Here is a 13110-nt window from a genome sequence, read left to right on the forward strand (position 1 = left end):
TCAGGCGTTCGGCGGCGCGGTGGACGGTCCGGCCAGCGCGAGCAGGGAGGCGAGCAGGTCTTCGTTGAAGGTCTCGGTCCGCGGCAGCGGCGTCAGGCGGTCGCCGAGCACGGTGTAGGCGCGATCGCACAGACTCGCGATCTCGTCGGACTCGCTGGAGGCCACCAGGACGGCCGCGCCCGCGTGCGCCGCGGCGCGGGCGGCCTCGACGATGTCGAGCTTCGCACCGACGTCGACGCCCTGGGTCGGCTGCGAGAGGATCAGCAGTTCCGGCTCGGCCGGGTACAACCAGCGCGCGAGCAGGTGCTTCTGCCGGTTGCCGCCCGAGAACTGCGACACCTCGGCGGTGCCCGCCGGGCCGCGGATGTCGAGGGCCGTCCGCGCGCGATCGTAGATCTCCGCTCCGGCGGTTCCCGAGACCCACCAGCCGCGCGAGCCGCCCTGCGCATACCAGGGCAGCATGACGTTGTCGATCCCGGTCTCCGAGGCCACCAGCCCCTCGGTCTCGCGATCCGGCGGCACGTAGAACACGCCCCTCCGGATCGCGGCCGCCGGCGAGCGGAAGCGCACCCGGTCGCCGTGCAGCGCGTACTCGCGCGGATGCTCGGCGGCGCCGGCGAGCTGGGCGGCGATCTGGAACTGCTCGCCGCCGGCCATGCCGAACAGCCCGACGACCTCGCCCGCGCGGGCGGCGATGGTGCCGCCCGGCGTGTCGAAGGCGAGGATCTGCGCGCCGGCCTCGACGTGGCTGAAATCCAGCGACCGCAGATCCGGCACCAGCGCCTCGGCGAGCTTCGCGGGGGTGAAATCCGCGGCGGCTCCGTCCACGACCAGGCGTCCTCCGCGGAGCACCACGATCCGGGTGCACACCTCGAGGATGTCCGGCAGGCGGTGCGAGACGTAGAGCACCGATACGCCGCGGGCCGCGAAGTCCCGGATCAGCGCGTGCAGCGCCTCGGTCTCCGCCTTGCCCAGCGCCGCGGTCGGCTCGTCGAGCATGAGCACCTTCAGCTCTCCGGAGAGGAGCCCCCGGGCGAGATCCACGAGCTGCCGCTCGCCGAGCCCCAGCGCCTCGACGGGCATGTCGAGCGGCAACTGCGCGCCGACCGTCGCCAGCGCCTCGCGGGCGCGCTCGAGACGCGCCGCGCCGCGAGGGGCGTCGCGAGCGAGGAAGAGGTTGTCGAGCACCGTCATGTTCGGCGCGAGGGCCGGCTCCTGATGGATCACCGCGATCCCGAGGGCCGCCGCCTCGCGCGGGCTGAGCCGGCCGTCGATCCGGTGCCCGTCGACGGAGAACCCGCCGGCGGTCGCGCCGATCACCCCGGTGGTCACGTTGAACAGCGTGCTCTTGCCCGCGCCGTTGTGCCCGAGCAGGCCCACGATCTCGCCGGGGGCCACGTCGAAGGCGATGCCGTCGAGGGCGCGGGTCGCACCGAAGTCGACCGTCACCCCGTCGAACACCAGGCGCTTGCCGGAATCGTTCATCTGTCCCCGTGCTCCTTCCGAGCCCCGTCGCGGGCGTCGGCCCGCCGTCGTCGTGTCGAGGGGCGCGACGTCGCCCCGGCGGGATCCCCGTCGGGGCGACGCGACGCCCGCGAGCTCACTGGTTGGCGAGCAGGAAGTCCTCGGCGTTGGCGCTGGTCACCTCGGTCGTCGGGATCACGGTGTCCTCCACCGGGTCGCCGTTCGCGGCGTCGACGAGCATCGCGGCGTTCGCCTCAGCGATCTGGCGCGTGACCGGGATGAAGGCGTAGCGCCAGAACGAGCCCTCCTCGGCGATGATCTCGAGCTCCGCGTCGGTCGCATCGAGGTTGAGCAGCAGCAGGTCCTCGTCGGTGGGCGAGACGCCGGAGTCGATCAGGGCCTGGTAGGCGCCGAGCGCGGGATCGTTGGCGATCGCCAGCCAGACCTTGGTGTCGGGGAAGGCGTTGAGCTGGTTCTGCACGGCCGCGTAGCCGTCGTCGAGATTGAGCACGCTGTGCTCGTTGATGTTGAGGTCGAGACCGGCGGCGTCCAGGGCCTCCTTGATGCCCTCGCCGCGCAGCCGCCCGAGGTCGGTGTCCGGGTAGCCGAGGAAGCCCACGTCGACCTGCTCGTCGCCGTAGTGCTCCTCGATCCACTCCGCGGCGCGTTCGCCCGCCTTCAGTCCGTCGGCCTTGTGGTCCAGCACCACGGCCGCGGTGACGCCGTCCCAGGTGCTGCCGTAGCCGAGCACCGGGATCCCCGCGTCGCTCGCCTGCTGCGTCACCGCCACCATGGCGTCGGACTGGGCGGGGTAGCCCATGATGGCCTTGATGTCGCCGCGGACGATCCACGATTCCCAGTCGGAGACCTGGGTGTTCACGTCCCACTTCGGATCGTCGGTGACGAACTCGTAGCCCGCCTCGGTCACGACCTCCTCCATGAACGGCAGCATGTCGTTCCAGATCTGGATGTCAAGGCCCGCGAAGCTCATCGCGACGGCGCCCTTCGACGCGTCGGAGTCCCCTCCGCCGCCGGTGTCGGAGCTGCAGGCGCTCAGGGAGAGGGCTGCGGCTGAGGCGAGTGCCACCGCACTCAGGATTCGGCTTGTGCGCTTCATTGGTCGGACTCCTTCGTCAGCGGGATGCGGTTGAACACCGCGCTGCGTGTACGTGATCTGTTCGGGCGCATTCCCCGGGTGCAGGCTTCACTGCCGCGCAGTGTGAACTATACGACCATAGGGGTGCATTAATAGTCAACACTTTTTTTATTTCAATTATGTTTCGGCAGTGTAATAAGAAAAATATTTGTGATTCAGAAATAGAAGTGGGCTATCTTGTACCTAAACCGCCAATCGTGCGTGATTCGCTCATGAATCGACACGAGCCGAGCTGGTATCGCCACAGAAATCGCGAGAGGAACACCGCAATGACGCGCAGAACAGGGTATGTGTGGGACGAGCGCTACGCCTGGCACGACACGGGGACGCACGCCGGCATCTTCCCGTCCGGGGGATTCGTGCAACCGTATCGGAACTTCGAGAGCCCGGAGTCGAAATCTCGCATGGCCGCCCTCGTGGAGGTGTCGGGCCTCATCGACAGCCTCATCAGGATCCCCGCCAGAGAGGTGGGCGAGGCGGACCTGCTCCGTGTGCACACGCCCGAGCACGTGGAACGGATCCGGCGGCAGTCCGACGCCTCCGGAGGCGATGCGGGCGACGGGTTCTCCCCGTTCGGGCGCGGATCCTACGAGATCGCCAAGCTGGCGGCCGGCGGCACCCTCGCGGCGGCCGAGGCCGTGGTCGACGGCCGCGTCGACAACGCCTACGCGCTCGTGCGCCCGCCGGGGCACCACGCCGAGCCCGACCTGGGCCGCGGCTACTGCCTCTTCTCCAACGTGTCGGTCGCGATAGAGGCGCTCCGGGCCTCGGGCCGGGTGCGTCGCGTCGCCGTGTTCGACTACGACGTGCACCACGGCAACGGCGCTCAGAAGATCTACTGGCGGGATCCGGAGGTGCTGACCGTGTCCGTGCACCAGGACCGCCTCTTCCCCGTCGACAGCGGGCTCGTCGAGGAGCAGGGCGAGGACGACGGCGCCGGCACCAACATCAACATCCCGCTGCCCGCTGGATCGGGCGACGGCGCGTACTGGTCGGTGGTGGAGCGGGTCGCCGGTCCCGCGATCCGCGCCTTCCGGCCCGACCTCATCATGGTCTCGAGCGGCTTCGATCCCTCGGCCTTCGACCCGCTCGGCCGCATGAGCGTCACCTCCGGCGGGTTCAAGGGGATCGCCGAGCGGCTGATCGCCATCGCCGAGGAGGCCTGCGGCGGTCGGATCGTGTTCTCGCACGAGGGCGGCTATTCCCCGGTGCACGTGCCCTTCTGCGGGCTCGCGGTGCTCGAGGCGCTGAGCGGCGTCGAGACCGGCGTGGAGGATCCGGTGAACATCTCGGTCGGGGAGTCGCCGACGCGGGCGCTCACCGGGTGGCAGACCGAGACGATCGAGCGCTCGGCGGCGCTGGCGCGGGCGCTCGGCATGATCGTCGGCTGACGGGCCGGGGCCGGTCGCCGGCTCAGCGCGCGTTCGTGATCGGGAACACCGGGCGGTGCGTGTGCACCGACTCGTAGGTGAAGGTCTCGATGCGCGCCACCCCCGGGACCTCGCGGATGTGCCGGTTGATGAGCGTGAACAGCGCCGCCGAGTCCTCCGCATATGCCTCGACGAGGATGCTGAAACGACCCGTGCCGAGCACGAGGTAGCGCACCCCGTCGAAACCGGCGATGCGGTCGGCCACCGCGTCGATGTCGCCCTCGACCTCGATCTGCAGGCTCGCGATGCTGCGCAGGCCCACGGCGTGCGGGCTCGTCACGCCGATCACGCGGACCACCTCGCGCTCCTGCAGCCGTTTCACGCGCGCCCGCACGCCCCCCGGGGTCAGGCCCACCTCGGCCGCCAGATCCGCATAGCTCATGCGCCCGTCGCGCTCCAGCAGCAGGATCAGCTGCTCGTCGATCTCGTCGAGCACCCAGGGCGCGTCTCCGGCGCCCTCCTGTCGGCTGCGGAACGGCTCGTTCGCGGAACCCGGTGCTCTGGCCATGAAAGGCAGTATGCCACGGCCGCGGGCGCCGCGCGCGGGTTCCGCAGCGGTCGCCGGGTTCCTCGCGGGATCAGGCGGGGCCCGTCGAGGCCGCTCCGATCCGCCCGCCTGCCAGGGTGATGCGGAGCTCTGAACCGGCCGGAGCGTCAGCCGGATCGCGCAGCACGGCCCCCGCCTCCGCGCCGTGCAGCTGCGCGATCGCGTAGCCGCGCTCGAGCGTCGCGCGCGGCGACAGCGCGCCGAGGCGGGCGCGGCCGTGCGAGAGCTCCCGCTCGCGATCCGCCACCGCGCGCTCGGCGAGCTCGGTGCCGCGGGCGATCCAGCGCACGAGCTCCTCGGCCCGCTCGTCGACGATGCGCTCGGGGCGCGACATCGCCGGCCTGGCCCTGAGCTGCCCCACGCGCTCCGTCTCGTGCGCGAGCAGCTGGCCGATCCGTCCGCTCATCCGGCTGCGGGCGCCGTCGAGGGCGGCCAGTTCCTCTCCCACGTCGGGCACGATGCGCTTCGCCGCGTCCGTCGGGGTCGAGGCTCGCAGGTCGGCGACCTCGTCGAGCAGCGGTCGGTCGGCCTCGTGCCCGATCGCGCTCACGATCGGGGTCGCGGCCGCGGCGGCGGCGCGCAGCAGCGCCTCGTCGCTGAACGGCAGGAGGTTCTGGAAGTCCCCGCCCCCGCGCGCGATCACGATCACGTCCACCTCGGGGTCCGCGTCGAGTGCGGCGATCCCCGCCGTCACCTCCGACGCCGCGCGGTCGCCCTGCACCGCCGCGTAGTGCACGCGGAAGCGCACTCCCGGCCAGCGCAGCGTCGCATTGCGGATCACGTCTTTCTCCGCGTCGCTGTCCCGGCCCGTGACCAGCCCGATGCGCTGGGGCAGGAACGGCAGACGGCGCTTCCGCCCGGCGTCGAACAGGCCCTCTCCGGCCAGCCGTCGCCGCAGCTCCTCGAGGCGCTGCAGCAGCTCGCCGAGCCCGACGTGCGAGAGGTCGAACACCTGCACGGTGAGGGTGCCGCCCTTCACCCAGAAGTTGGGTTTGACGAGCGCGATGACGCGGTCTCCCTGGGCGAACTCGCTGCTCAGCCGCTGCGCGACGGATCGCCACACGGTGAAGCTGACCGTGGCATCGCGCTCCAGATCCCTCAGCTTGCCGTAGACGTGCCCGCCGCGCAGCTGCCACTGGGTGATCTCGCCCTCGACCCAGACCTGGCCCAGCCGGTCGACCCACTCCGCGATCTTGTCGCTCATCACGCCGACCGGCCATGGCGCGTCCCGCGTCGCGGGGTCGGTGCGCTCAGCCATGCCTCAACCCTACCGGCGCGCGGTCGGCTCGGCGCGGAGGCCGGCGCTCGGGCTGAGATCGGCCTTCGGGCTGATCCTCGGAGGCCGATCGATCAGCCAGAGGCGCAGTCTCAGCCTGAAGCGGGATCGCGCACACCGGCTTCTCTCGGCGACGAACGGTAGAATCGCTCGCATGAGTGCCCAGGCTCTAGCCGTGCAGGATCAGCGCACCATCGGCGCCCCGGTGGTGAGCCTGGCCATGCCGCGCGTGCGGCGCGAGGCGGGGCGGTTGAAGGACCTGCCCGTCGACGGGGCCAAGCAGGTGCTGCTCGCGGCCCCTCGCGGCTACTGCGCCGGCGTGGATCGCGCGGTGGTCGCCGTCGAGAAGGCGCTCGACCGCTACGGAGCCCCGGTCTACGTGCGCAAGCAGATCGTGCACAACGTGCATGTGGTCCGCACGCTCGAGAAGATGGGCGCGATCTTCGTCGAGGAGGTCGACGAGGTGCCGCCCGGGGCCAACGTCGTGTTCTCGGCGCACGGCGTCTCTCCCGCCGTCGTCAGCGCGGCCGAGGATCGCGGCCTGCACGCCATCGACGCGACCTGCCCGCTCGTCACCAAGGTGCACCGCGAGGCGGTGCGCTTCGCCAAGCAGGACATGGAGATCCTCCTCATCGGGCACACCGGCCACGAGGAGGTCGAGGGCACCAGCGGCGAGGCTCCGGAGCACATCACGATTGTCAACTCGCCCGACGACGTCGACGATCTCGAGGTGAAGGATCCCGAGCGGCTCGTGTGGCTCTCGCAGACCACGCTCTCGGTCGACGAGACGATGGAGACCGTGCGGCGGCTGCGCGAGCGCTTCCCGAAGCTGCAGGATCCGCCGAGCGACGACATCTGCTACGCGACGCAGAACCGCCAGGTGGCGATCAAGAAGATCGCGCCGGACGCGGATCTCGTGCTGGTGGTGGGATCCTCCAACTCCTCGAACTCCGTGCGGCTCGTCGAGGTCGCCCTCGAATACGGGGCGAAGGCCGCCTATCGCGTCGACTTCTCCAGCGAGGTGAAGCAGGAGTGGCTCGACGGCGTGCGCACGATCGGGGTGACCAGCGGCGCCTCCGTGCCCGAGGTGCTCGTGCAGGAGCTCCTCGACGACCTCGCCGACGCCGGCTACGCCGATGTGCGGGCCACCGTCACCGCCGAGGAGGATCTGGTCTTCTCGCTGCCGAAGGAGCTGCGGCAGGACGCCTCCGGCAAGAAGGACGCGCGGGCGCTCGGAGGACGGATCCGCTGATCCGGCGCGGTATCGTCGTCCGCGCGTCATCCGATGAGGATAGGATGAGCCTTCGTCGGTTCTCCACGTGACGAACCCCCTCGAGAAGGTAGCCCATCATGCCCCGTCCCTCCGTGAAGCCGCACACCGCAGTCATGGGCGCGAGCCTGGTGGCCGCGCTGATCGCGACCGTGCTCGCTGCGGTGCCCGCCGCGCACGCGGCACCCGCCGCAGCCGATGTCTTCTGCGACGTGCCCGGGCAGGAGCTCGCCATCTCGCCGGTCGACGAGCTCGTGGAGGATGAGCCGGTGACCGCCCTCACCACGGTCAAGGGCACGACGCCGACGACGCTGAGCGGAGAGTACATCGGCAAGATCGACGGCGCGCTGGGCTTCGATGCGCACGGCCGGCCGCTGGATCTCCTGCTCGTGCGCCTGAGCGGCCCCGAGGTCGACCGGGCGGGCATCTGGGCGGGCGCCTCCGGGTCCCCGGTCTACGACGCGGACGGCGCGCTGCTCGGCGCGGTGGCCTACGGCTTCAGCAGTCAGACCCATGATGTCGCCGGGGTCACCCCCGCGGCCTACATGAAGTCGATCGGCGAGCTTCCCGGAGCCCTCCCGCTGAGCGGGGCCGAGCGGCAGTCGGTGGCGCGTGCGGTCGGCGGGGATCCGGGTCAGACGGCCAAGAGGCTCAAGCCCGTCCAGATCAACTTCGGCGCGAGCGCGACGCAGCTCGACCGGGTGTCCTCACGGCTCTCGAAGCGCTTCGCCGGGTTCCAGCGGGTGGCGACCGACGCGCGCTCGATCGACGGCGGCGTGGACAGCGGCGACGATCTGCCGATCGTCGTTGGCGGCAACATCGCGGTGTCGTACGCCTACGGGGCCGTCGGGCAGGCGACGGTGGGAACCGTCACCGCCGTCTGCGGCGACCAGGTGTTCGCCTACGGGCATCCGAACAGCTACGACAGCACGCTGACGGCGAGCTTCCACGGCGCCACCGCGGCGATGATCGTGCCGGACGGCGGATCCTCCTACAAGCAGGTCGGCAAGATCGGCAAGCGCGTGGGCACGATCACCCAGGACCGTCTGGCCGGCATCCGGGGCACCCTCGGCGCCTACGCCGACACCGTTCGCGTGACGACGCAGAGCCGCGTCGGCACGCACCGCAGCACGGCGGTCACCCACGTCTCGGAGAAGTGGCTCATCGGCCCGGCCGCCTATGCGCAACTGGGCCAGGACGCGATGCGCCTGCTCGACAACTTCTCGGTGGGTTCGGCGACCGTCAAATGGAGCATCGACTATCGGCGGGCGAACGGCGCGGCGAAGACGCTGAGCAACGCGAACCGATACGCGAGCTTTACATCGTTCGCCGAGTTGCTCGGAATGGATGTCGCGGAAGACGTCGCGGCGCTCCAGTCCAACCCCTTCGAGACGGTCACGATCACCGGGGTCCGCGTCTCGACCGAGTTCTCGCCGGAGTACCGTGCGGCGAGGCTCACCGGCGTGCAGGTCAAGCAGGGGGGCTCGTGGAAGGCCATCAAGGCGGGCAGCACGAAGAAGGTCGTCCGAGGCAAGAGCTATGCCTTCCGCGCGGTGCTCTCCAGGGCGCCTCATGCGCAGAAGCAGACGAGCTACGTGCCGTTCAAGGTCGCCGTCTCCAAGAACGGAAAGCGAACCTCGACGATCATGCTGGATGCACTCGGCGAGACCGATTTCTACGACGATGATTTCTACGAGGTCTTCGCGTACGAGCCGAGCGGCGGCACCTTCGCAACGCTGCTCGCCGAGCTCGACGCGAACGTGCGCAATGACCAGATCGCCGTCACCCGCGTCACCGCGAGCAACCGGGGAAGGTCGAAGACCACATCCCGGAGCCTCACCGCCCCCACGGTGGTGACGGACGGCAGCTTCTCGTTCAAGCTCGAAGCCCCCAAGAAGACCGCGAAGAAGAAGACCGCGACGGCCAAGCGCTGAGCGGCGGCGTCGGGCGTGCGCAGCGCGCACCCGGGGCGGCGCGTCCGCCCCGGGACGACGATTCCCAAGCGAATCACATCACGATCGGGTAACGTCGAGGCGTGACAGAAACGACGACCCGATCGCTCGACGCCGACGATGGGCGGGCCCTCTCGGGCGCTCAGCCCGGAGGCGTCGACCCCGCCGGCGCGGCGCGGCCGCAGGGAGAGCCGGGGACGGGCGGGGTTCGACCGCACAGGGAGACGGAAGCGAGCGCGGTGCGGCCGCTCACCGGTCCGATCGACCTGTCCCAGATCGACCTCAGCGAGAACGAGGGGCGACGCGAGGTGCGGCAGGGGCTCGCGCGCTTCCTGATGCCCTACAAGTTCGCCATCGACGAGGTGATGACCAAGCTCAAGATCCTGCAGGAGGAGTTCACCCAGACCGGGGAGTACAACCCGATCGAGCACGTCTCCAGCCGCCTCAAGGATCCGGACAGCATCGTCGAGAAGATGCGGCGCCGGGGGATCCCCCTCGAGACCGAACTGGTGCAGGAGACCATCACCGACATCGCCGGGGTGCGCGTGGTCTGCGGCTTCGTCTCGGACGTCTACCGGGTGTTCGAGATGCTCACCGCGCACAGCGACGTCACGGTCCACCAGGTGAAGGACTACATCGCCAAGCCCAAGCCGAACGGATACCGGAGCCTGCACCTGCTGCTGAAGGTGCCGGTGTTCCTCTCCAGCGGACCGGTGCAGACCATCGTGGAGGTGCAGCTGCGCACGATCGCGATGGACTTCTGGGCGAGTCTCGAGCACCGGATCTACTACAAGTACGACCGCGAGGTTCCCTCCGAGCTCCTCGGCGGACTCTCGGACGCCGCAGAGCAGGCGAGCCGGCTCGACTCGACCATGGAGTGGTTGCACATCGCCATCCGCGGGTCCGGACGGGATACGCTCGTCCGACGCAGCGCCGATTCGCTGGGAGGCAACTCCGACGGCGCGGCGGGCGGCGGCTCCGGCTGACCGGCTCGCATCGCGGTCCCGTCAGGGGGTCGGCGAACTCAGGTACTCCAGCAGCTTCGCCGTCGAATCGGGATCGGTCAGCACCTGGATCAGCTCCGGGGCCTGGTTCAGTGCGACGGCGGTGAGCGAGAAGGTGACGACGAACGCGATCACCCCCGCCGTGAGCGGCACCCAGAAGGCGATCTTGCGCGCGCGCAGCCGTTGGATCGAGGAGATGAGCGTGACCGCGTAGAGCGCGAAGATCGCGAGGGCGCCCACCGTCCCGAGGGTTCCCACCGAGGAGGGCACGGTGAATCCCTCGACCTCCAGCACCGAGCCGAGCAGCGTCAGCGTGCTCGGCAGCTGGTTCAGCGAGAACGCCGAGTACAGCGCGCCGAACGTCGCGAAGACCAGCAGGAGGATCGTGATGATCCGGTCGGCGCGTCGCCCGCCGGAGACCCGCGCAGCTGCGCCCTCGGCCGGCGCGTAGGGCTGTCGGGCCGGATCGGGCGGCGTTGCCGGGGAGTCGGACGGGGGAGAGACGGGGCTCCGGGTCGCGGACGGGGAGCCGGATGCGCCGAGGTTGTGCGGCACTCCGGGGACGGGCTGCGCGCCTCCGGGGGCGCCGGCTGGTCGCTGCGTCGACGGCTCCGGCGCGTCGGGCGAACTCCCGGAGACGGGGGTTCCCTGGTCCTCGGTCGGCGCCAGCTCGCCGTACCGCGGCACCCCTCCCGGGGTGTTCGTCTCCCGAGCCCGGGACGGGCTCGGCGCGTCGGGGGAACTCCCAGAAATGGGAGTTCCCTGATCCGACGCGGGTGCAGCGTACTCGCCGTACTGCGGTGCCGGTCTGCGAGCCTGTCGCTCCTCGTTCTCGTCCGGCATCAGGCGCTGACCGATCGGCCCGCCGAGCCGAGCTGCTGGGCGGCCTCGACCACGCGGGCCGCCATGCCGCGCTCGGCGGCCTTGCCCCACGCTCGCGGGTCGTACTGCTTCTTGTTGCCGACCTCGCCGTCGATCTTCAGCACCCCGTCGTAGTTCTTCAGGATGAAGTCGGCAGCGGGGCGGGTGAAGGCGTACTGGGTGTCCGTGTCGATGTTCATCTTGATCACGCCGTTCGACACCGCCTCGGCGATCTCCTCGGCAGAGGATCCCGAGCCGCCGTGGAACACCAGGTCGAGCGGCTTCGCCCCGGTGCCGTATTTCGCGGCGAGCCCCTCCTGGATCTCCGCGAGCAGTTCGGGTCGCAGCGTCACCCCGCCCGGCTTGTAGACGCCGTGGACGTTGCCGAAGGTCAGTGCGGTGAGGTAGCGGCCCTGCTCGCCCAGTCCGAGGGCCTCGACCGTGGCCACCGCATCCTCGAGCGTCGTGTAGAGCTGGTCGTTGATCTCGTGGGTGATCCCGTCCTCCTCGCCGCCGACGACGCCGATCTCGACCTCGAGCACGATCCCGGCCCGCGACATCCGGGGGAGCAGCTCCCGGGCGATCTCGAGGTTCTCCCCCAGCGGGATCGCCGACCCGTCCCACATGTGCGACTGGAAGTAGGGCCGCCCGCCGGAGGCGACCCGCTCCTCGCTGGCGGCGAGCAACGGCAGCACGAAGGTCTCGAGATGGTCCTTCGGGCAATGATCGGTGTGCAGCGCGACGGTGACGTCGTAGGCCTTCGCCACCTCCTCGGCGTACTTGGCGAAGGCGATCGCCCCGCCGGCGCGATTCTTCACCGCCTGACCGGCGAAGTAGTCGGCGCCGCCGAAGCTCACCTGGACGATGCCGTCGCTGCCGGCTTCGGCGAGCCCCTGCAGCGCCGCGTTCAGCGTCTGCGAGCTCGAGACATTGATGGCGGGGAAGGCGAAACCCCCGGACTTGGCGGCGTCGAGCATGGAGGCGTACTGTTCGGGAGAGGCGAGAGGCATCGGAACTCCTTGGGAGGGGGCGTCGGCTGGGCGCTTCAATTCTACGAGCATTGGCTCCGCGGGCGCTGAGGTTCCGCGACCCGGGGCGGTAGTCTGGTGTGACGGGCCGCGCGCCGCGCGCGGGAAGCCCCGCACGACAGAAAAGACCGCAGCATGACCGAACAGACCACGCTGGGCGAATGGCAGCCCGATCGGAACCTCGCGATGGAGCTCGTGCGCGCCACCGAGGCGGCGGCGATCCGGGCGACGCCCTGGGTCGGGAGGGGCGACAAGAACGCCGCCGACGGGGCCGCGGTCGACGCGATGCGCCGCTTCCTCTCCACCGTCAGCATGCGCGGCACGGTCGTGATCGGCGAGGGCGAGAAGGACGACGCCCCGTGGCTCTACAACGGCGAGGAGGTGGGCAACGGCGAGGGCGCCGAGTGCGACGTGGCCGTCGACCCGATCGACGGCACGCGACTGACCGCGGAGGGGCGCATGGGCGCGCTCTCGGTGATCGCGGTCGCGGATCGCGGAAGCATGTACGATCCCTCCGCCGTGTTCTACATGGACAAGCTGGTCTGCGGTCCCGAGGGCGTCGGCGTCGTCGACATGGATCGGCCGATCGGCGAGAACATCCGCGCGCTCGCCCGCGCGAAGGACGTCGAGGTCAGCGACATCCGCGTCGCCGTGCTCGACCGGCCGCGCCACGAGCAGCTGATCGCCGATATCCGCGAGGCGGGGGCGGGCACCCGCCTCATCATGGACGGCGACGTCGCCGGCGGCGTCAACGCCGCGCAGTGGGACTCGAGGATCGACCTGTGCGTCGGGATCGGCGGCACCCCGGAGGGCATCATCACGGCCTGCGCGGTGAAGGCGCTCGGCGGAGTGATCCAGGGGCGGCTCTGGCCGAAGGACGACGAGGAGCGCGAGCGCGCCCTCGACGCGGGGCACGATCTCGATCGCGTGCTCCACGCGGACGACCTGGTCGCGAGCGACAACACCTACTTCGTCGCGACCGGCATCACCTCGGCCGACTTCCTCGACGGCGTGCAGCGGCGCGGTCCGTTCCTGCGGACCGAGAGCGTCGTGATGCGCTCCTACTCGGGCACCATCCGGAGGGTCATCACCGACCAGCGCCCCAACCGCTGGTACTGATCC

The 13110-nt window shown here is 70.3% G+C and carries 11 protein-coding genes; 5 read left to right on the forward strand and 6 right to left on the reverse strand.

Translation table 11 applies throughout. The features are described from left to right. Together J4H92_RS01970 and J4H92_RS01975 are read right to left on the reverse strand one after the other, a co-directional pair. A complete protein-coding gene (locus tag J4H92_RS01970; protein WP_208095369.1) occupies window positions 1–1485 on the reverse strand; it encodes an ATP-binding cassette domain-containing protein in 1485 nt (494 codons plus the stop codon). Window positions 1486–1600: 115 nt separating this feature from the next. After that, window positions 1601–2551, reverse strand: a complete 951-nt coding sequence (locus tag J4H92_RS01975; protein WP_341782968.1) for a sugar ABC transporter substrate-binding protein — start codon at window positions 2549–2551, stop codon at window positions 1601–1603. A gap of 338 nt (window positions 2552–2889) precedes the next feature. On the opposite strand from J4H92_RS01975, the gene J4H92_RS01980 reads away from it, so the two are divergent. Then, window positions 2890–4011, forward strand: a complete 1122-nt coding sequence (locus tag J4H92_RS01980) for a class II histone deacetylase (RefSeq protein WP_208095373.1) — start codon at window positions 2890–2892, stop codon at window positions 4009–4011. A gap of 22 nt (window positions 4012–4033) precedes the next feature. On the opposite strand, the gene J4H92_RS01985 is transcribed toward J4H92_RS01980, so the two are convergent. Further along, window positions 4034–4558: an Lrp/AsnC family transcriptional regulator gene (locus J4H92_RS01985; protein ID WP_208095375.1), complete on the reverse strand. Its 525-nt coding sequence runs from the start codon at window positions 4556–4558 to the stop codon at window positions 4034–4036. 70 nt (window positions 4559–4628) lie between these two features. Next, window positions 4629–5855, reverse strand: coding sequence for an exodeoxyribonuclease VII large subunit (xseA, locus tag J4H92_RS01990; RefSeq protein ID WP_208095377.1), 1227 nt, complete (start codon window positions 5853–5855; stop codon window positions 4629–4631). Window positions 5856–6027: 172 nt separating this feature from the next. On the opposite strand from xseA, the gene J4H92_RS01995 reads away from it, so the two are divergent. From J4H92_RS01995 to J4H92_RS02005, 3 genes are all read left to right on the forward strand, one after another. Further along, the gene (locus J4H92_RS01995) at window positions 6028–7125 is read left to right on the forward strand and encodes a 4-hydroxy-3-methylbut-2-enyl diphosphate reductase (RefSeq protein WP_424960854.1); all 1098 of its coding nucleotides are present in this window, start codon (window positions 6028–6030) and stop codon (window positions 7123–7125) included. Between the two features lie 98 nt (window positions 7126–7223). Continuing rightward, window positions 7224–9077, forward strand: coding sequence for a hypothetical protein (locus tag J4H92_RS02000; protein ID WP_243751879.1), 1854 nt, complete (start codon window positions 7224–7226; stop codon window positions 9075–9077). Between the two features lie 101 nt (window positions 9078–9178). Further along, on the forward strand, window positions 9179–10081 hold the full coding sequence (locus J4H92_RS02005) for a GTP pyrophosphokinase (RefSeq protein WP_341782969.1): 903 nt from the start codon (window positions 9179–9181) through the stop codon (window positions 10079–10081). Between the two features lie 21 nt (window positions 10082–10102). On the opposite strand, the gene J4H92_RS02010 is transcribed toward J4H92_RS02005, so the two are convergent. Next, window positions 10103–10786, reverse strand: coding sequence for a DUF6264 family protein (locus tag J4H92_RS02010; protein ID WP_208095379.1), 684 nt, complete (start codon window positions 10784–10786; stop codon window positions 10103–10105). A 155-nt stretch (window positions 10787–10941) separates the two neighbouring features. Beyond that, complete coding sequence (gene fbaA / locus J4H92_RS02015) at window positions 10942–11970, reverse strand: class II fructose-bisphosphate aldolase (protein ID WP_208095381.1); 1029 nt, start codon at window positions 11968–11970, stop codon at window positions 10942–10944. 153 nt (window positions 11971–12123) lie between these two features. Between fbaA and glpX the strand changes: the two genes are divergently transcribed. Then, window positions 12124–13107: a class II fructose-bisphosphatase gene (glpX, locus tag J4H92_RS02020; protein ID WP_208095383.1), complete on the forward strand. Its 984-nt coding sequence runs from the start codon at window positions 12124–12126 to the stop codon at window positions 13105–13107. Window positions 13108–13110 lie beyond the last annotated feature (3 nt).

Origin of the sequence: Leucobacter weissii, assembly GCF_017565745.1 — a bacterium.
Taxonomy (GTDB): Bacteria; Actinomycetota; Actinomycetes; order Actinomycetales; family Microbacteriaceae; genus Leucobacter; species Leucobacter weissii.

Bases quoted from the DNA above. Each gene is read 5' to 3' on its own strand.
- J4H92_RS01995 (WP_424960854.1), top strand. From the start codon at position 6,028: ATGAGTGCCCAGGCTCTAGCCGTGCAGGATCAGCGCACCATCGGCGCC.
- fbaA (WP_208095381.1), bottom strand. From the start codon at position 11,970: ATGCCTCTCGCCTCTCCCGAACAGTACGCCTCCATGCTCGACGCCGCC.
- J4H92_RS01970 (WP_208095369.1), bottom strand. From the start codon at position 1,485: ATGAACGATTCCGGCAAGCGCCTGGTGTTCGACGGGGTGACGGTCGAC.
- J4H92_RS02000 (WP_243751879.1), top strand. From the start codon at position 7,224: ATGCCCCGTCCCTCCGTGAAGCCGCACACCGCAGTCATGGGCGCGAGC.
- glpX (WP_208095383.1), top strand. From the start codon at position 12,124: ATGACCGAACAGACCACGCTGGGCGAATGGCAGCCCGATCGGAACCTC.
- xseA (WP_208095377.1), bottom strand. From the start codon at position 5,855: ATGGCTGAGCGCACCGACCCCGCGACGCGGGACGCGCCATGGCCGGTC.
- J4H92_RS01985 (WP_208095375.1), bottom strand. From the start codon at position 4,558: ATGGCCAGAGCACCGGGTTCCGCGAACGAGCCGTTCCGCAGCCGACAG.
- J4H92_RS01980 (WP_208095373.1), top strand. From the start codon at position 2,890: ATGACGCGCAGAACAGGGTATGTGTGGGACGAGCGCTACGCCTGGCAC.